At 58.2% G+C, this 18,954-nt stretch carries 17 protein-coding genes; 5 read left to right on the top strand and 12 right to left on the bottom strand.

Going from position 1 to position 18,954, the window contains the following annotated elements; translation table 11 throughout:
- The first annotated feature begins 65 nt into the window (after positions 1-65).
- The 3 genes from ACP86_RS04705 (at position 66) to ACP86_RS04695 (ending at position 2,705) form a co-directional block, all read left to right on the top strand.
- Positions 66-797, top strand: a complete 732-nt coding sequence (locus ACP86_RS04705; protein ID WP_053112916.1) for a DsbA family protein — start codon at positions 66-68, stop codon at positions 795-797.
- Between the two features lie 135 nt (positions 798-932).
- Positions 933-1,952 (top strand): rhodanese-related sulfurtransferase, encoded by a 1,020-nt coding sequence (locus ACP86_RS04700; protein WP_053112915.1) that lies wholly within the window; start codon positions 933-935, stop codon positions 1,950-1,952.
- 21 nt (positions 1,953-1,973) lie between these two features.
- A complete protein-coding gene (locus tag ACP86_RS04695; protein WP_053112914.1) occupies positions 1,974-2,705 on the top strand; it encodes a YdiY family protein in 732 nt (243 codons plus the stop codon).
- A 51-nt stretch (positions 2,706-2,756) separates the two neighbouring features.
- Here the strand turns inward: ACP86_RS04695 and ACP86_RS04690 are convergent, their stop codons facing one another.
- The 5 genes from ACP86_RS04690 to ACP86_RS04670 form a co-directional block, all read right to left on the bottom strand.
- Entirely contained in the window at positions 2,757-3,704 is a 948-nt protein-coding gene (locus ACP86_RS04690) for a YbgA family protein (protein WP_008175265.1), read from the bottom strand.
- A gap of 103 nt (positions 3,705-3,807) precedes the next feature.
- Positions 3,808-6,051: a glycosyltransferase gene (locus ACP86_RS04685; protein ID WP_008175264.1), complete on the bottom strand. Its 2,244-nt coding sequence runs from the start codon at positions 6,049-6,051 to the stop codon at positions 3,808-3,810.
- Complete coding sequence (locus ACP86_RS04680; protein WP_053112913.1) at positions 6,048-7,106, bottom strand: lysylphosphatidylglycerol synthase transmembrane domain-containing protein; 1,059 nt, start codon at positions 7,104-7,106, stop codon at positions 6,048-6,050. Before ACP86_RS04680 ends, ACP86_RS04685 begins: the two co-directional genes overlap by 4 nt.
- Positions 7,107-7,171: 65 nt before the next feature.
- A complete protein-coding gene (locus ACP86_RS04675; protein WP_053112912.1) occupies positions 7,172-8,194 on the bottom strand; it encodes a DUF6160 family protein in 1,023 nt (340 codons plus the stop codon).
- A 312-nt stretch (positions 8,195-8,506) separates the two neighbouring features.
- Complete coding sequence (locus tag ACP86_RS04670; protein ID WP_053112911.1) at positions 8,507-9,166, bottom strand: GntR family transcriptional regulator; 660 nt, start codon at positions 9,164-9,166, stop codon at positions 8,507-8,509.
- Positions 9,167-9,417: 251 nt separating this feature from the next.
- Between ACP86_RS04670 and ACP86_RS04665 the strand changes: the two genes are divergently transcribed.
- Together ACP86_RS04665 and gloA are read left to right on the top strand one after the other, a co-directional pair.
- Positions 9,418-10,554, top strand: coding sequence for an alkane 1-monooxygenase (locus ACP86_RS04665; RefSeq protein ID WP_053112910.1), 1,137 nt, complete (start codon positions 9,418-9,420; stop codon positions 10,552-10,554).
- A 298-nt stretch (positions 10,555-10,852) separates the two neighbouring features.
- Positions 10,853-11,401, top strand: coding sequence for a lactoylglutathione lyase (gene gloA, locus ACP86_RS04660; protein WP_008175256.1), 549 nt, complete (start codon positions 10,853-10,855; stop codon positions 11,399-11,401).
- Between the two features lie 6 nt (positions 11,402-11,407).
- Here the strand turns inward: gloA and ACP86_RS04655 are convergent, their stop codons facing one another.
- The 7 genes from ACP86_RS04655 to atzF form a co-directional block, all read right to left on the bottom strand.
- Positions 11,408-12,361, bottom strand: a complete 954-nt coding sequence (locus ACP86_RS04655; protein ID WP_053112909.1) for a DMT family transporter — start codon at positions 12,359-12,361, stop codon at positions 11,408-11,410.
- On the bottom strand, positions 12,358-13,011 hold the full coding sequence (locus ACP86_RS04650; protein WP_053112908.1) for a LutC/YkgG family protein: 654 nt from the start codon (positions 13,009-13,011) through the stop codon (positions 12,358-12,360). Before ACP86_RS04650 ends, ACP86_RS04655 begins: the two co-directional genes overlap by 4 nt.
- A complete protein-coding gene (locus ACP86_RS04645) occupies positions 13,008-14,447 on the bottom strand; it encodes a LutB/LldF family L-lactate oxidation iron-sulfur protein (protein ID WP_008175234.1) in 1,440 nt (479 codons plus the stop codon). The genes ACP86_RS04650 and ACP86_RS04645 overlap by 4 nt, the downstream gene beginning before the upstream one ends.
- The gene (locus ACP86_RS04640) at positions 14,440-15,222 is read right to left on the bottom strand and encodes a (Fe-S)-binding protein (RefSeq protein WP_008175233.1); all 783 of its coding nucleotides are present in this window, start codon (positions 15,220-15,222) and stop codon (positions 14,440-14,442) included. The genes ACP86_RS04645 and ACP86_RS04640 overlap by 8 nt, the downstream gene beginning before the upstream one ends.
- A gap of 151 nt (positions 15,223-15,373) precedes the next feature.
- Positions 15,374-15,643, bottom strand: coding sequence for a ComEA family DNA-binding protein (locus ACP86_RS04635; RefSeq protein WP_008175232.1), 270 nt, complete (start codon positions 15,641-15,643; stop codon positions 15,374-15,376).
- A gap of 446 nt (positions 15,644-16,089) precedes the next feature.
- Positions 16,090-16,782, bottom strand: a complete 693-nt coding sequence (locus ACP86_RS04630; RefSeq protein WP_053112907.1) for a GntR family transcriptional regulator — start codon at positions 16,780-16,782, stop codon at positions 16,090-16,092.
- Between the two features lie 44 nt (positions 16,783-16,826).
- A complete protein-coding gene (gene atzF, locus ACP86_RS04625) occupies positions 16,827-18,641 on the bottom strand; it encodes an allophanate hydrolase (protein ID WP_053115455.1) in 1,815 nt (604 codons plus the stop codon).
- Between the last annotated feature and the right edge of the window lie 313 nt (positions 18,642-18,954).

Below are 18,954 nucleotides of genomic sequence, written 5' to 3'. Positions count from 1 at the left end.
TCGATCTGAAAACGGTCGCGAGCTAATTAATTCCGGAAACCAGAAACACAATAAGGAGTCCCTCCATGGGTGAAGCAAAACGTCGCAAGGAAACCGGTGCGCCGCCGCCCCAAAAAGGAAAATCAAACAAGCTTTTGTATGCGGGTATCGGACTGCTTGCGCTTGCGGCAGTGCTTCTTGGCGTATTTTTCCTGACCGCTCCACCAAAACCCACGTCTGACGGGCTGCCTGTGGCCGCTCCGAATGCCGAGGACTTCCCCGCCCAGTTGGACCAGTTCGGTGTCTCCGTGGGTCCCGACGACGCACCGGTCGTGGTGCGTGAGTTTGCCGACTATCAATGCCCCGCCTGCGGCAACTTTGCCTCTGCCAGCAAGCAGTTGAAGGAAGAGTATGTGGCTGAGGGCAAGGTTCGCTTTGTCTACTTTGATCTGCCATTACAGCAGCATCAGAACGCCATGCCAGCCGCCCAGGCAGCACGCTGTGCCGGGGATCAGGACGCCTACTGGGCCATGCACGAACGCCTTTACGATTCCCAGACCGAATGGAGTGGTTCAAACGATCCGGTTGCCACCTTTACCCGCTACGCCGGTGATCTGGGCCTTGAAGAGCGGCGCTTCCGCCGGTGTATGACCACCGAATTGCACCGGGAAGCTGTCGAGCAGAGCCGCCAGGTGGCCATGCAGCTTCGGGTAACCAGCACACCGACGGTTCTGGTGGATAACATCCGCCTGACCCGTCCCGGCTGGGGGCAGCTCTCTGCCGTAGTTGAACGTGAACTGGCCAACGGGGCGGAGTGACCTGTTGAGCCCCGGGTAACCCCGCACTTGATCGTGAGCCTGAGTTGGTTAAAATTTGCGCCCTCTCAGGCTCCCGCCTCAGATGAACCCCGAAACCATGCTCCGGATTTACGGTCCGGCCCGCAGGAGAACATGATGAGCAACAACGTTGTTGTCTGCGCACTGTACAAGTTCGCAGTCCTGAATGATTATAAAGCCCTCCGCCAGCCGCTGCTGGACCTGATGCTCGAGAAAGACGTGCACGGCACTTTGCTGCTGGCGCGCGAGGGCATCAACGGCACCATTGCCGGCAGCCGCGAAGGCATTGATGCCGTGAAAGACTGGATCGCCAGCGACGAGCGGTTCGACGGCATTGATTACAAAGAGTCCTTTGTGGACATCCAGCCGTTCAAACGCACCAAAGTGAAGTTCAAGAAAGAGATCGTCACCATGGGTGTGGACGGTATTGATCCGAAGCGGATTGTCGGCACGTATGTGGATCCGAAAGAATGGAACAAACTGATTTCCGATCCGGATGTGGTGCTGGTGGATACCCGCAACCAGTACGAAGTGGAAATCGGCACCTTTGAAAATGCCGTCAATCCGGCCACTGATACCTTCCGGGAGTTCCCGGAATACGTGAAACAGAACCTGGATCCTTCGAAGCACAAGAAGGTGGCGATGTTCTGTACCGGCGGTATCCGTTGCGAGAAATCCACCGCGTATCTCAAGGAGCAGGGTTTCGAGGAGGTCTATCACCTGAAGGGCGGCATCCTGAAATACCTGGAGGAGGTCCCGGAAGATCAGAGCCTGTGGCACGGAGAGTGCTTCGTGTTTGATGACCGGGTAACGGTCAACCACCGGCTGGAGCGCGGCGATTACGACCAGTGCCATGCCTGCCGGAGGCCAATCACCGAGGAAGACAAACAGCGCCCCGAGTACGAGCAGGGCGTGAGCTGCCATCAGTGCATCGATTCGCTGACTGAAGAGCAGAAAGCCCGGTTTGCCGAGCGTGAACGTCAGATGCGTCTGGCGGAAGAGCGCGGCGAAGCCCACGTTGGTGGTGAAGCCGCGCGCATCATTGCCGAGCGCAAGGCCCGGAAAAAGGCTGAAAGAGAACGTCAGGCCCGGAAAAGCCTCGATGGCGAGAGGGCGAGGAGCACCGAGGGCGCCTGACCAACCCCCAAAGGAGACTTCATGGATTTACGACAGGCTGTAGCCATTACCGCAGTTGCAATCGCGCCCTTTGCCAGTGCGCAGGAGGCAGACAACTGGAAGGGCGAAACCGAGCTGGGTGTGTTGATCACCTCGGGCACTACCGAAGAGACCAACATCAAGGGTCGCCTGGGGTTGGTCCATGAAGTCGAAACCTGGCGTAACACCGGCGAATTCCGCACCAACTATTCCGAGACTGAAGACGAAACCACTGCCGAGAAATATCAGGCCGCCCTGGAGACCGACTACAAGTTCGCCGAGAACCAGTACTGGTTTCTCCGTGGCTCCTATGAAGACGATCGCTTCTCCGGCTACGACTTCGAATCAACCGTAACCACGGGTTACGGCAACCGGGTCTGGAACTCCGGAGATCGCTCGTTTCTGGACCTCTCAGTAGGCGCCGGTTACCGCTACAACAAGCTGGATATGGTGAATGCGGAAGGCGAGGATACCGAGGAAGAGGCCATCGCCCGCCTTGCTGGCCAGTTTGATTACGCCCTTTCGGAAAATTCCCTGTTCCGTCAGAAGCTCAGTACCGAAGTTGGCCTGGACGAAAACAACACGGTGACCGAATCGGAAACATCGCTGCAGGCGAACGTGGTGGGGAATCTCTCCATGAAGGCTGCTTTCCGGGTCAAGCACGTGTCTGACGCTCCGGCCGGCTCCGAAAACACCGACACCGAAACGTCACTCTCGCTGCTCTACGGTTTCTAACTGCGTGAATTCGGGGTCAGATGAAAATTTCATCTGACCCCAACTTTATCTTCAGACGTTGTTACGCAGCCCCAGCTCATCTGGGTAGGGCGTCAAATACTGCTGGGCATGCAGGTAATCCACCGGCTCCCTTCTCTGGGCCATACGCAGCAGCGTCATGGGAACCACTAGCGGGACCTCGCCTCGATGGTAAGCCTCCATCTGCTCCATCAACACCTTGCGGTCTTCATCGCCCATGGAATCCCTGAGGTAGCCCATCAGATGCTGCATGGCGTTCATGTGTGAACCCCGGCTCACCTTCTTGCTCATGGCTTCCATGAACTGGTGGATATAGCGTTCGGCAATGTCTTCCAACGGCTCGGACTTCAGGTCTCCAAGCATCGGACCAAGCTGGCGGTAGATCTTTTCGGAGTGAGCCAGAAGCTGGAATTTGTGGCGGGTATGGAATTCAATCAGCGCCCTGGCCGAAAGCTTGTCTCCGGCCACGTTCTGCATCCAGTCGTCGTAGGCGAAAACCCTCTCAACGAAATTCTCCCGGATCATGTTGTCGTTCAGTCGGCCTTCCTCCTCCACCGGCATTAGCGGGTAGGCCTTCAACAGCGCCTCGGCAAACATGCCCCGGCCATCCCGGCGGGTTACATTGCCATCCTCGTTATGTACCTTGATCCGCTCCATGCCACAGCTGGGAGACTTGGCCATCAGGATGTAACCACGAAGGTCTGCCAGGGTCGGCATCACCTGTTCGATAAAGCCCTGCATGGCGTCGGTATGGTCCGCCGCGCCCTTGGTCTCGATCAGGCGCAGGCCATCACTGTATTCGCGCAGGTGGATCGCCGGGCGCGGAACGCCCAGGCCCGCTTCCAGCTCCGGGCAGATGGAGCGGAAATCAAAGTGTTTCGAGAGCACCTGGGTGCAGTAGCGGGAATGTTTATGGCCGCCATCATGGCGAACTTCCTTGCCCAGCAGGCAGGTGCTGATTCCGACGGGGATGCCGCTCACGTTAGTCTCCGATAATTAACCAGGTCTGATAGCTAAAACTGTCTTTGTAATACGTGAATTCAGTCTAGCCCGATCAGGCCGCTGCGGAAAACTGTAACCCCACCTATTCAGGATGGATTATCGAGCCTTTTCGTTTCTTCGCGGCCATGGCGAGTGTGGTGGCGTAGATGGTGCGGACGTCTTGGGCGAACTGCTCCACTGAGTAGTCCCTGGCAAATTCCAGGGCCTGTTCGGAGAGTTTTTCACGCAGATCGTCGTCTTCCAGTAGCTTTTTGACTTGCGCCCGCCACTGGTCCTGTTTTTCCGGCGTCTTGAAGCCGTTGAACCCGTGTCGGACAACGTCTTCAATGCCACTGGAGCGAACCGCTACGACCGGCAAACCGGCAGCCATCGCCTCCAGAATTACCATGCCCTGGGTTTCGGAGATGGAGGCGAACAGGAAGGCATCCCCCAGTCGGTACCAGGTGGCCATTTCGTCCGGCGGCACGGCACCAACAAGGGTGAAGTGTTGTTGAAGTCCCAGGTCTTCGATCTTCTTCTGCAAGCGGTCCTTTTGGTGGCCATCGCCGATCATCAGGAACCGGAAGGGCACATGGGTTTCCCGCCGCAGGGCATCAATGGCCTCAATCATGAAGTCGATGTTTTTCTCGTTCGAGAGCCGGGAAACACTGACAAACACTTTCTCATTCCTGAGCTTCAGCTTCTCCCGGAGTTGCTCGACGTCCTTTTCCTGAACCTCCTGGAACTTGTGATATTCAATGCCGGTAGGCTGCACGAAGGTCGGTGTTTTAACCCCGATCATCCGCAGATATTCCTCCGTGGAGTAGGTAGGCACGATCACACCGTCGCACTTGTTGGCAAAGCGTTTGATCAGCGCGTGCGAAATCAGGTTCCGGAACAGCATGCCGGGTAGCGGCACGAAGTGGGCGTAATGCTCCAGGCGGGTATGGTAGGTGTATATGGCCGGGATATTCAGGGTGCGAGCCACGAACAGGCCCAGCGACCCCAGCCAGAACGGATGGTGCAGATGGATGATATCCGGCTTGAACGCCCGAACCCGTTTGCGAATCCGCCCGAGGAAAATATTGGCCAGCCGGAATTCCCGCTTCTCGCCCATGGCCAGTAGCGAGGGCACTCGCAAAACGTGGGATTCGGTTTCCGGCTGCCCCTTGTAGCGGGGCGCCACGACCAGCAGTTTATCGCCAAGCGCTTCCAGGCCCCGGCGCAGGCGTTCAATGGAAATGGGTACCCCGCCGATGAAGGGCAGGTAGTTGTTGGTAAACATGGCCACCCGCATCGGTTTGTCCAGCCAGGGCGAGGGGTCCAGGTCGTAGTCCGGGTAATAATCCTTGCCGATGAAAATGGCGCCGTACAGCTTGATCGCAATGGCCGCAAACACGGCGACGATCAGAATAAAGTTGAGGTAACCGGTGTAGAACAGGGAGTAGATAAAGAACCAGAGACTTTCCAGCCGCTTCAGAACCGGGTGCTGGCCCACTTCCAGTCGCTGCAGACGGTGTGTTACCTCGCCATCTGAGTCTACATTCACCTGCACGTAGTGATAGAAACTGGTGTCGTTGTTCATAACCAGGCCACCGGCGCCACCCGTGGTAACGAAGGTGGTGTCTTCTACCGTCTTTTCCGAATAGAGCGAGAGGTTGGCTGAAAATACCCGGTCAACGTCATGCTCCTCGATGGCCTGTAGAAGGGCGTCCCGGAACTCGGGCGGCGCCAGGTAATCATCCTTCTGGTCGAACGGGGCATTCTCGTCCGGATGAAGGGGAGGGTGCCCGATGAACAAGATCCTCGCCTTCGACGTGTCCTGGGCCAGCAAATCCTTCAGCCAGCGGATCTGCCAGCGCCAGGGAGTTTTACCGGTGCTGTCCAGAAAAATCAGCCGGCTATTGCCCGCTTCGATACTGAAGAAGTGCGGGCCGAAGTGATCGTAGAAACGGAAACTGCCAAAGTCCTCGTACTCGTGGGCACCGAAGGTCAGCAGATAGGGGATCTCCAGGTGGCTCAGAGTGCCGTAGAGTGCCCGGTACTTGTCTTCGCCGCCACCACTGACAGCGTTCCCCGCCGAAACCAGAAAATCCAGCCCGGATCGATTCAGCTCCGGGATGATGCGGTCCTCGAAGATGCCCACCGAATTATTGATATTGCCCACCACCGCGAAACTGAAGGGCTCGCCGGGTTCAAGTGCCTGATAAATCCGTTCTACCTGCTCGGTATGAACCCCCTCGAAATCCTCCGTGAACAGATTCAGGTAGGTTTTGTAGCCAACCAGCAGAAACACCACCAGAAGACAGAGGTAAAACAGCAGCTTGAGTGGGTTTCGGAAGATCATCCGGCTCTCCTGCGATTGGCAACAAGTTCCTTCTGTAGCACCACCAGCCCGATAATCATGCCCAGATAGATGGTCAGCAGACGCCAGCAGACGATGACCAGAATCAGGTGGTTTCCCGAGAGGATATCCCGGAAGAAGCTCCCGAAAACACCCTCCGAGATGCCTGAGGCGCCCGGCGTGGGCGAGAAGTACATCACGAAGGTGGTCACAACCAGCAGGCCCACGGACATCACATAATCAACACTGTAGTCCAGGCTGTGCATCAGCAGCGCCGGGAAGCTGAACAGGCTAAGCAGAAACACGGCGGTGAACAGGATGGACAGCCAGACGAACACCGGAGCACCACGCAGGTAATCACCAAAGCTCCGTGACAGCCGCAGCATTTCCCGGCGTGCCTTGAACTGCCAGCGCCGATGGCGGGGTTCACTGATCAGATGGAGCCGACGCGCGGCCCTCAGCAGCCGGGCCAGGGGGCCGATCAGCCAGCGGGTCCGGAGCAGCAGAACCAGGAAAAAGCCGAGGTACAACACAATCAGAACTGCCAGAGCGGTGCCGATATCGCCAGTGATGGAATTGCCGTCCAGGGGTTTGAGCGTGAGCAGGAATACCGGCGTCAGCGAAAATATGAACAGCACCGCCAGGATCGTCCGGATCGTGGTCGCAGCCGTCGCACGCCCAATCGGAACGCCATGGTGGCTCAGAAACCAGATCTGGGCGAAACCGCCCCCGGTGGCCATCGGCGTGATGTTGGAAAAGAACAGATTGATAAACACCAGCCGCACCATGGCCGGCAGGGGAAGCCGGTGCCCCAGGGCTCTCAGGGTAAAATAGAGCCGAAGGCCATCCGAGATGAAATAAACCAGCAGAAGGCCAGCCACCGATAACAGGGTTCCCGGAGCGATCAGCCTGGTATCGAAGGTAAGGGTGCGTTCGGCGAACAGATGGTAAACGGCATACAGCCCGGCAGCGGTGAGCGCCAGAAACAACAGACTGAACATCGCCAGTCTTTTTCCAGAAGCGCGCTTTGAATAGCTGATTTCAGTGGAGTCAGTCATGGGCTGCCCGTCAGAGTGAGACGGGCAGTTTACAGGGTAGGGTGTGGTCGGTGTCCAGTGTCGGGCTAGTGGCCATACACCATCATGGTGGTGTTGATGATGGCGAAGTCCGTGAACTGAACACTGCCGATACTGGTACCGCCCATCTTGAAGACCGGCATATCAATATCCGCCCGGAACTCAACATCGTGCACCGAAAGCCCGTCGTTGCCCGAAGCAGAACTGGTGCCTCTGGACAGTTTTGCAGTGGCACTGGCCATACCGAAATGGCCCAGCGTGTCATCGCCGCGCCGATTATGAATCTGAAGTCCTTCAATACCGACCGCGGCAAAGTTGAACAGCAGAATCACATCCGCTGCATCCCAGTTCAGACTGCCGTCGGTAATTTCGAAATGGGTATCCAGCTGCAGTTCAGAACCGGACACCTCGTTGCCGTTCGCCAGAGTGCGAGTGGAACTGCCCCCGTTACGAATCACCAGATCCGTCGGCCCGATATGCCCTTGCAGAAGAACGTCCGAGAACAGCGTCGCCGAACCCTCGCTGCCTGAAGTGGTCACACTGTCTACCGCCAGCTCAAAATCCACCGCCTGCAGGTATTCATCCAGACTGGTTGGATCGCCATAATCGGTTGCACCGAGGTGCATCACCAGATCACCGCTGTTGAACTGCTTGCCAAAAGAGCCCGCGACGGAATACTTCGCCAGAGCATCGGCCACATCCGGATTGGTTGGGTCCAACAACCCCGCATCGGCCCGCCGGGCAATCTCCGAAAACCCGTGCTCCAGCACCTCCCCATCGCCGGCAATATCGATCGTCAGCTTCATGTTATCCAGCACCGTATCGTTCTGCCCGGATAACCGCAGCCCGTTCACATTCAACGAACCCTCATCAATCCAGCTGAACCGATCAATGCTGAGCTTGGTCTCCAGCTCAATCGTCACACCCGCCTGCCCGGTCACACCCGACATCGCCCCATCGTCCAACGGCTTGAACTCCGCCATCGCTGGCAATGGCAGCGAGAGGGCGAGCACCCAGAGCGAGAGAGTGGAAGATGTGGTGTTTCGACGACAGGCTAGTGACTGAGTCATGGTGGCCCCAAAAGTCTGGTTTATTGTTTTTTAGCGGTGAGCGCTCAACGCTCCCCGGGCCGCAGGGGGACAGCACAACCTATGCAGCAAAAACTTTGGTTTGTTACAGACTGTTACGATAAGCGGGGGAAGGAGAAAGATCTGTGAGCTCTGTCACAGGGAGGCCACTGGAGAGGATCGGGCAAAGCGGGCGGGAAGTTCTCCCAAAACTGTGCGGAGCCAGGGATGGCGGAGCCAAGCGTACAGGGAAGTATTCACAGCGTGTTTTGGGAGAACTTCCCGCCCGATTTGCGTGCACCCAATGTTCTTGGACTACGAAGCCAAAGCCTGCTGAATAAGAGACTTCTGGTGCTCCGCAAACTCCCGAATCAACGCCTGCGCCTTGACCGAATCCCGCGCCAGCACCGCCTGCGGCAGATTGGCAAAAAACTCACTGGTCTGCGTCAAACCCCTACGATACCGATCGGCACTCAGATAATAGGCCCGACTGACCGCCGGCTTAAAATTCGACAGTGCCTCCGTGAGATACGGATTCCCCACCACCTCACAACAGGCATCCATCACATCAAAACTGGCCTCAACCACCCCGGAGATATCGGCAGAGCCATCGTTTATCTTGTCAACAACCTTGCTCACCGCCCCAAGCACCAGAGGCTTGTCGCGTTCCTGCCAGCGCTCGCACAAACGCACCGCCATCATCATCAGCAAGTGCATATAAACGTCGTAGAGCTCCGACGCGTGTGCCGCATCCAGCCGGGTTGCCGAAGCGCCCTTACGGGGTGTGATCTCCACCAGATGCCAGCGCTCCAGGGTGTACAGGGCTTCCTTCACCGATGCCCGGCTCACCTTCAGTTCACCGGCGAGCGTGGCCTCCTGAATCCGCTCACCCGGGCGAATCTGCCCGGTCATGATTCGTTCTGCCAGGTAATTGGCAATCTGCTCGGCCAGTGTGTTCGGCACCTGAAAATCCATAAAGGCTCTCTGGACAGGTCGTAAAAACCGGTCGGCTGCTGCGGTAAGCCGACCGGCGGAAGAGTGTATGCGCATGAGTTTATCACAGCCTCTGAGTGCCATAGCGACAACGCCTTGATTCGGCGGGGCTTCCTGACAATTGTCAAAAAACCTCGCCAGAAATGTTGACGACTGATGTATTGTAGGACAATAATGCAAAAAACAACAGGTGATCAGAGTTTCACCAACAAGCATTTGATGGAGAGAACCCAATGAGCACAACGCAGTTATCGGTCAATCGCGAGGCCACCCGCCGAAGGATATTGCTGACCCTCAAGAAGTACAGCTACCTGATCGCCATGGTGCCCCTGTTGCTGCCGCCTCTGCTGCTGGCCGCCGGCCAGGCCACTGATCTGGTGAACCTGTTTTCCTGGGGCGTCCCCGTGGTCGTGTTCGGGATCATCCCGGTACTGGACATGCTGCTCGGCAAGGATTCCCTGAACCCGGATGAAGAAACCGACGTGCCGCGGATGGTCGGCGAACGGTTCTATAAAGCCATTACCCTGGGCTGGGTGGCAGGCTTTGCAGCCTTACTGGTCTGGAGCATGCTGGAACTGGCGTCCGGCACCTTCAGCCTGGTGGGCAGTATTGGCTGGATCGTCTCCATCGGCATCGTCGGAGGCCTCGGCATCAACGTCGCCCACGAACTCATCCACAAAGACGAAAAACTCGAAACTCGGGCCGGCGGCTTCCTGCTGTCACTGGTCTGCTACGCCGGTTTCAAAGTCGAACACCTGCGCGGCCACCACGTACACGTCTCCACCCCGGAAGATGCCTCCTCGTCACGCTACAACCAGTCCCTGTATAACTTCTTGCCCCAGGCCTACATGCGCAACTTCCTGAATGCCTGGAAACTGGAAGCCGAACGCCTGCAACGCAAAGGCCACAAAGCCCTCAGCTGGCGCAACGAACTGATCTGGTGGTACAGCATCAGCGCCCTGGCACTGGCTGGTTTCACCATCGCCTTCGGCTGGCTCGGCGCCGTCTTCTTCCTGGGCCAGAGCTTCATCGCATTCACCCTCCTGGAAATCGTCAACTACCTCGAACACTACGGCCTGCACCGGAGAAAACTCGACAACGGCCGCTACGAGCGCACCGGCCCGGAACACAGCTGGAACAGCAACTACTTCCTCACCAACGTCTTCCTGTTCCACCTCCAACGCCACAGCGACCACCACGCCTGGGCCAAACGCCGCTACCAGATCCTCCGCCACCACGAAGTGGCTCCCCAACTACCGGCTGGTTACTCCGCAATGATCGTCCTGGCAATGGTCCCCCCACTCTGGCGGAGAGTCATGAACCCAAGAGTGGAAGCCTATTACCAAGGCGAAGAACACCAGTTGGCCTAGCTCTAAAAAGGCGGGCTGACTCAAAAGTTCGGTCGGCAGGGGTGTGAGGATTCATTTCTGCAGGGAAACGACTGTCTGAGCGAAGCGAGTTCGGCTTCCCGAAAGAAATGAATCCTCGCACCCCTGCCAGCCACAGAAGCTTCAGAGCGTCTCTGAAGAAACGCCGGCCTAAAAAACCGGCCCTCAAGACCCCGGCGGTTAGTCTCTGGCCCCGGGGTCTTTTTTACGCCCTTGAAATCCCCCTGAAACGCACACAGGTATAACCTCTGAATCCTGCGAAAAAAAAGGGAAAACCAACATGCCCAAGCATTTCGAACAGGCCCCTGGCCTATACGAAGAAACCGTTCCCGAAACCGAAGGTTACGTCTTCAACCAGACCATGATGCGCATCAAGGAACCCGAGCGCTCCATGGACTTCTACACCCGAGTGATGGGCATGCGCCTCGTTCGCAAACTGGACTTCCCCGAAATGAAGTTCACCCTGTATTTCCTTGGCTACCTGGATGATCGCCAGGCCGGCCTCGTGCCGCAGGACGATGCCCACCGCACCACCTACACCTTCGGCCGCGAAGCCATGCTTGAGCTCACCCACAACTGGGGCACCGAAGACGACAACGACTTCGGCTACCACAATGGCAACGACGAACCTCAGGGCTTCGGCCACATCGGCGTAGCGGTGCCAGACGTTTACGCCGCCTGCGACCGCTTTGAAAAGCTCGGTGTGGAGTTTGTGAAAAAGCCGGACGACGGCAAGATGAAAGGCCTGGCCTTTATCAAAGACCCGGACGGCTACTGGATTGAAATCCTGCAGCCGGACATGCTTGAGAAACAGCGCAAGGAAGACTGATCTTCCTTACTCCGCACCGGCCTCCTGGCCGGCTGCGGGTTTACGGCCGTAGCGGGAGGCCACCACCACCGCTGCGGTCAGTATCAGTGCCCCCGCAATACCAATCGGCCCCAGAATCTCCTCCAGAAACACCCAGGCCAGCAGCGCCACAAACAGCGGTTCCAGAGTCACAATGATGCTGGAGAGCGTGGCCGGTGTCGTTTTCATGCCAGAGAAAAAGCACACATAGCCAATACAGGTTGGCACCACCCCCACATACACCACCATCAGCCAGTGCCCGATACTGAGAGTTTCCAGCCCCTCGAAACCGCCAGACAGGGCAACCACCGGCAACAGAATCAGCGCCGCAGTGAAGAAGCAGATAAACGCCGTGGTGAACACCGGTGTCCCGGCAGAGCTGTAACGGCTGGTCAGCGTGAAACCGGTGTACACGCAGGCGGCCAGTAACGCCACCAGAATGCCCGCAAGCCGAAGTGTACCGGTGGTGTCCATATCGCTGAGAACCAGCATGCCCGTGCCCGCGATGGCGGCAAACAGCGACAGAACCGTCAAAAGGCTGGGCTTCTCTCCCAGAAGAGGCGCAGCAAGAATTGCCACCAGCACTGGCGGAAGGCAGAGCGCGATCAGGGTGGCGATGCCGGCACCGGTGAGGTCCACGGCCAGAAGGTAGCTGCCCTGGTAGAACGCCTGGAACAGGCCAAGGGCTGCCAGCGGAATCAGGGTCTTGCGTGTGAGGCTCCGTAGGGAACTGCCGGGCACTTTAGCGCCCGGATTGGCTCGCTCAAGGCGTGCCTGCTCCCGTCGCATCAGCAGCCAGAAAAACGGCAAGGCCACCGCCAGTCGCAGGAAGCCCAATGTAATGGCCTGCAGTTCGGTACCGGTAAACAGAAATTTCGCAACAATGCCCGTGGTCGCCCATAGCAGGGCAGCCAGGGCGATCAACAGGGCGCCTTGGATCATTCAATAATCAACACAATCAGCTCTTTGGGACCGTGAACACCGTAGGCAAGGGTTTGCTCGATGTCAGCGGTTTTGGAAGGGCCAGAGATTAGCAGGGCATTGGTCGGCATGCCAGCGGCCCAGTTCTGGGCCTTCATGGCTTCGTGGAAGGTGGTATGGAGCTCCGAGGCCCTGAGTATGGCAACGTGCACCGGCGGCACCAGGCTCATTAGCCGTGGCTCGTCCTCGTTTGGCCACAGGATCAGCGAGCCGGTTTCGGCAATACCGCCGCGGGTGGACGTAATGCTGGCGTCCACCTCGTTGAACAAATGCGACTGCCAGCTTTCGATAGGCTCGTCGTAGATCAACAGTTCCGGCAGATCGTTACGACCGGCAGTGCGAAGTGACTGTCCGATTTCGTGTTGTTTTGGAATCAGCAGATTCCTGGCCCCGCGGGTGTTCAGCACCTCCGCCAGGCGTTCCATCCACATGTCTTCGGTGCAGTGGTGCACCTCGCCGTGGACCGACTCGATCATCTTCTCGAACCGCTCGATACGCTCCTTTGTCGACCAGTCATCCCGTACCAGAACTGAAAAGTCGCACTCCGGCACCGTCAGTTCACCGCCGGTTCGGTTGCGCAGACGCTGAAGAATCGTTTCCCGGGAACTCATTGGCCACGCTCCTTCATTCGCTGGTGCAGGGTTTTGGCCGCCAGTTTGGGGGGCGTGCGGTAATCGGTCCAGGCGCCCGCTTTCGAGGGCTGCAATGCCCTGAATTTGCTGGCGGCACCGGTGCCGAAGCGATAAATGCCGGGGCTGGCGTGCATCCAGGCCCAGCCTTTCCAGATCATCGCTTCCATTGAGCTTCGCTTGGCCCCGTGGCCACGGACCTTGGCCGGGTGGAGCTTGTCGCCATCCACCGATTCCTGGCGCAGTCGCACCAACAGATCGGGAATGGGGATTTTCACCGGGCAGACCTCGCCACAGGCGCCACACAGACTGGAGGCGCTGGGCAGGTGCCGGCCTTCGTCCAGGCCAATCAGGTGCGGCATCAGGATCTTGCCGATCGGGCCCGGATAGGTGGTGCCATAGGCATGGCCGCCTACCCGTGTGTACACCGGGCAGTGGTTCATGCAGGCGCCGCAACGGATGCAGCGCAGGGTGTCCAGCAGCTCGTCGTCCTGGTAGATCGACGAGCGGCCGTTATCCACCAGCACCAGATGCACTTCTTCGGGCCCGTCCAGCTCCTCGGCCTTGCGCGGGCCGGAAATCATGTTGAAGTAGGTGGTGATGTGCTGGCCGGTAGCAGACCGGGTCAGCAGGGCGAGCAGGGCAGAGACGTCCTCCATGCTCGGCACCACCTTTTCTATGCCGGTAACGGCAATATGGCACTTGGGCACCGTGGTGGTCATCCGGCCATTGCCTTCGTTTTCCACCAGGCATAGGGTGCCGGTCTCCGCCACCGCAAAGTTAACCCCCGAAACGCCCACATCGGCATTCATGAACTTTTCCCGCAATTGCAGGCGGGCACTGGCGGTGAGGTATTCCACATCGTTGGACAGATCCGTGCCGGTTTTCTCGTGCAGCAACTGGGAGATCTCTCCAGTGTTCTTGTGAATCGCCGGCATGATAATGTGTGATGGCGTTTCATCCGCCAACTGCACAATGTACTCGCCCAGGTCCGATTCCAGGGCTTCGATCCCCTGTTCCTCCAGGTAATGGTTCAGCTCCATTTCCTCGGAGACCATGGACTTGCCCTTGATCACCGTCTTGGCATCCCGGGCCTTGCAGATGTCCCGCACAATCCGGCAGGCCTCATCGCCATCCACCGCCCAGTGCACCCTGATGCCGTTTTCGATCAGCTTTTTCTCAAGCTGCTCCAGCAAATCTGGCAGGTTGGCCAGGGCGCGGAGGCGAACGTTGGCACCCAGATCCCGGAGGGTTTCCAGATCCCAGCCCTCGAACGCCGTCTTGCGCTTGGACATCAGCCCGTCCATGGCGCTGCGGAAATTCTTGCGGATCTTGGGGTCGTGAATGGCCGCCTGAGCCCGCGGATGGAACTCTTTCACGTCGATGTGATGGCCAGTGTGCTCGGCTGTCTCACTCATGACTGCTGCCCCCTTTGCCCTGGGTGCGCGACCACAGGAAACTGAGAATGTGCTGGCCTTCAACAGGCTTCTGGTTTTTCTCGGCGTAGCCGGCGATGTTCATCAGGCAGCCGCAATCGGTGGTGACAAACTGCCTGGTGCCGGTATCCACCAGTGCGTCCACCTTCTCGCTCACCATGGCGCTGGAAATCTCCGGGTGGCGAACCGCAAAGGTACCGCCAAACCCGCAGCATTCCTCCGGCCGGATCTGCTCTACCAGGTTCACGTTTTTGAGCTGGCCCAGCAGTTTTGGTCCAACCTCGGCCACGCCCATTTCCCGGCGGGCGGAGCAGGAGGTATGCATGGCCACGGTGGTGGGTTCACCCAGGTCTTCCAGTTTGATGTGGCAGACATTGAGCAGGAAATCCGTCAGCTCCCAGACCCGGCCCGCAACCTCAGCGGCTTTCACCTCATCCGTGGTGTCCTTGAACAGGTCGGGGTAGTGCTTGCGCATCATCCCGCCACAGGAGCCGGATGGCACCACAATGGGCCAGTCGCCGGGGAACAGGTCGAGCTGCGCCCTGGCTACTGATCGGGCCTCGTCGTGATAACCAGAGGTGTAGGCTGGCTGGCCACAGCAGGTCTGGTTCTGGGGAAACAGCACCTCAATGCCTTCACGCTCCAGAAGTTCCACGCCGGCAATGCCCGCATCGGGGTAAAACATGTCCACCAGACAGGTGCCGTAGAAATAGACTTTCGCGGGTTTTGCAGGATAAACCTTGATCGGATCAACCATGTGCGGATGCTCAACGGTTTTTGAATTGTTATCCAGCAATAATAGGGTGGCGAGCGCGGTGTTGCCAGACGACTTTATGGGTAGCCGGAAAGAGGGAGGAAAGGGATTCAGAAAGAGGAAGGGCAGCGGCAGCGCGCCACTGCCCGGGGTATTACTTCACGGTGAGGCGAGCGGCATTTTTCTCGATGGTACGTTCGCCAATGCCCTTCACATTTGCCAGGTCTGCGGTAACTGCAAAAGGACCATTCGCTTCGCGATAGGCAACGATGGCTTCGGCCTTGCTCTGGCCAATGCCGTTCAGGCTGGCGAGGGTAGCCACATCGGCCGTGTTGATATTGATAGCGGCGTCCTGGGCGTAGGCAAAACCGGTAACCAGGCTGAACAGCAGAACGAGTGTTGCGAAAAGCGGTGTGCGTTTCATAGATACGAGCTCCTGAAGCTGTGTTGCGTTTTTTGGTTTTGTGCCAGGGCGCAAAGCAGCAGAAGCGAAATGTAAAGAAGAGAGCAGAAATGTCTGTGGGTACGGGGAGTGCACGGACGGGACCACATTCCTTGTGATCCCCGATTCCGTGGCTGACCCCTGCCTGTTCCCTCAGGCGTGCGACTCATCCTGAGCGCGTCTTCCCTGTGATCATCCCTGTAAGCCCTGATCCCTCGGGCAACTCCCGATCCGTGGAGTTCTCGTCCTTGAGCCAACGTTCCTTGCTGGCTTGTCATCCCTGACACTGATCATTCTACTGTGTATCGAATTCCTACCTATCGGAGAATCGCTCCATGGTTTGTGCGATATATCTTACGAATCTGTAAGCGTTTCGGCGGGTTCAATTATGAACCTGGGTTCAGTATTTTCGGGGCCTGAGAGGCAATTTATTGCTCACTGCGGTGGGCGGCAGCCGCCTCGCGGATTCGCTCCATGGTGATTTCCCGCACGGCCTTCTGGCTGGCACGGATATGACGGGTGAGACGATCCGCCGCCTCGCTTGCCTGCCCGTTGCGCAGTGCCTCCAGAATCGCGGCATGCTCCACGTAAGTGGCATCAATACGCTCGTCCCGGCTGAAGTCCAGGCGCCGCACAATTCTCAGCCTGTCGGTGATCTCACGATGAATTCGTGTCATCTCCCGGTTTCCGGCAGCGGCCACCAGATCGCAGTGAAAGCTCTCGTCCAGCATCCTGACGGTGCTGCCGACCGCACGTTCGGATGGGTGGTCCGGGTTCCAGAGGGCTACCAGGGTTCGCAGTGCTGCAGGCTCGTCAGGCAGGTTGCAGATCTTGTGCACGGCCGCCCGCTCAAGGGTGATGCGCAGGTCATAGAGTTCCTCCACCTGTTGGAAATCGAATGGCTTTACCTGCCAGCCACTGCGGAACAGAACCTCCACATGGCCCTCCCGCTGCAAGCGGTAAAGCGCCTCCCGCACCGGTGTCCGGCTGGCGTTCAGGCGGGTTCCGACATCCCCCTCGCTGAACCGGTCGCCGGGGATCAGGCGGAACTCGAAGATGTCCTCTTTCAGGGCCTCATAGACCCTGTCGGCTACGGACTCTTTTCGTCTAGGGTTTGCCATTGGCACCGTTTCCCCTCGTGGAGCGCCAGATTGCCCCGGTATGGTCAGGCTCTGGAGGCGATATACGCGCGCCAGCCACCGAACTCTGTTACGTCCTCTGCACCCTCGAAGCCGTAGCCCTCACAAACAAAACCGTTTACCCACCGGCCATCAGCCAGCTCGACGTTGCCTATGCCCAGAGGCGCAGGAATCAGGTCCACAAAGGAGCCAAAAGCCGAGGCGGGCATTTCCCAGACTTCCACAATGATTTCCCTGCCTTCGCCAGGGGCCGCCCGTTTCAGCCCGGGCTTCGGCGGTGTGGTGTTTGGCAGGGCGAACAGCCGGTAGTTTGCGGACGTTGTGGTTTGCTCAAGCAGAACCGAGTAGCGCTCACTGAGCTGGGTGTTCAGGGGCATGCCACTGAGGTGGGCACCAACAACGGCCACCTTGATGGTGGGGGTCGAGATGGCGGCCCCGGGGGCTTCTTCGGGGCGGTCGTTGCCTGTAGTGCCCAAAGGGGTCGGGTGGGCATTCAGCCACTGGCACGCCAGGCGTTGCAGCTCGGTGTCTTTCCAGGCGCCACTGATCAGGGTTAAGCCAAAAGGCAGGCCGTCGTCCCGGAAACCGGCAGGAACAGCAAGTGCGCTCATGTCGGCCAGGTTAACGAAATTGGTGTAGGTGCCGAGTTGGCTGTTCAGTGTAACCGGGTCCGCGTTTACCGCTTCGATGGTGGGAGCCGTCGGAGCCGTGGGCACCAGCAGGGCATCCACATCGGCTAACAGTTCATCGATCTGGCGCTGCAGCTCTTCCTTGCGGTACTGGGCCTTGAAGGTATCCGTGGCGCTGAAATTCCCGGCCTTGCTGATAATACCTTTGACCACCGGGTTCATGTCATCGCCGTGGCTGGCCATGAACGATTCCACCGCCGCGTGGCGTTCAGCCACCCAGGGGCCTTCGTAAAGCAGTGCAGCCAGTTCCAGCATGGGGCTGAAATCAAGCGGCACCAGTTCCACATTCTGTTGTCGCCACTGGCTGATGGCGGTATTCCAGGCCGCTTCTGCCTGCTGATCACCAAACCATTGCGGGTGGTCGGGAATCGCCAGTCGTTGAATGGGGCCGGGCCGCCGAAGGGCCGGGCCATCCAAGGGCAGCGCATAGGGAGCCTTGCGAGAAAACGCATCATCGGCATCGAAGCCCGCCATGGTATCCGACACCAGGCCGGCGTCATTCACGGTCAGCGCAAAAATGGACACGCAATCCAGTGAACGGCAGGCCGGCACCACGCCGCGAATGCTGAACAGCCCTTTGGTTGGCTTCAGCCCCACCAGATTATTCAGCCCGGCAGGCACCCGGCCGGAACCGGCGGTGTCGGTACCCAGGGCAAAAGGCACCAGGCCTCTTGCAACCACAGAAGCCGAACCGGAGCTGGAGCCGCCGCTCACCACGTCCGGTTTGAAGCTGTTGGGCACGGCGCCATAGGGAGAGCGGGTGCCCACCAGGCCGGTTGCGAACTGGTCCAGGTTGGTTTTGCCGATGACGATGGCGCCGGCGGCCTTGAGCCTGGCCACGGTGGTGGCGTCTTCTTCCGGAGTATAGGCAAAGGCCGGGCAGGCCGCTGTTGTCTCAAATCCTGCCGCATCAATATTGTCTTTGGCGGCAAAGGGAATGCCGTAGAGCGGCAGGTTGTCGATCTCTCCGCCGGCGTCCTGGAGTTTCTGTTTCAACCCGGCAAGTGCCTCATCCAGGCCTTTTTGATCCAGAAGCGAAATCCAGGCAACGTCTGTTTTGTCCAGGCGGGTCAGTAACTCACCTAGCAATGATTCGGGCGTAGCGCCCTCTTTATAAGCAGTCTGCCAATCTCTGATGGTCCATCCGAGCATTGAAGGCATTGGTCATCCTCATGTGCGTAATCAACTTGTATACATGTGGAATGGCAATGCTTGTGCCATTTGCCAATTTTTCTTGATAGTGACCAGAAAACATAAGGTTATGAGTATTTTTGAGGCACAAGACGGTTCAGGTCTGCCCATATCAGGTGCGGCCGCACCAAAAACGCTCAAGAATGCTGCACTCCGGAGGCGTATTCAGGAGCGCGGATGCCTCTGGTTTGCCTTGTATACTAGATAAGCCTCTGTTTTTAATGGAGATATAAGGGTTATGGAACAGCAGATGCAAAGGCCCTGCTGCGTTTGA

This window comes from Marinobacter sp. CP1 (assembly GCF_001266795.1).
In the GTDB taxonomy this organism is placed as follows: Bacteria; Pseudomonadota; Gammaproteobacteria; order Pseudomonadales; family Oleiphilaceae; genus Marinobacter; species Marinobacter flavimaris.
This window is presented reverse-complemented; position numbering and strand designations above follow the sequence as displayed.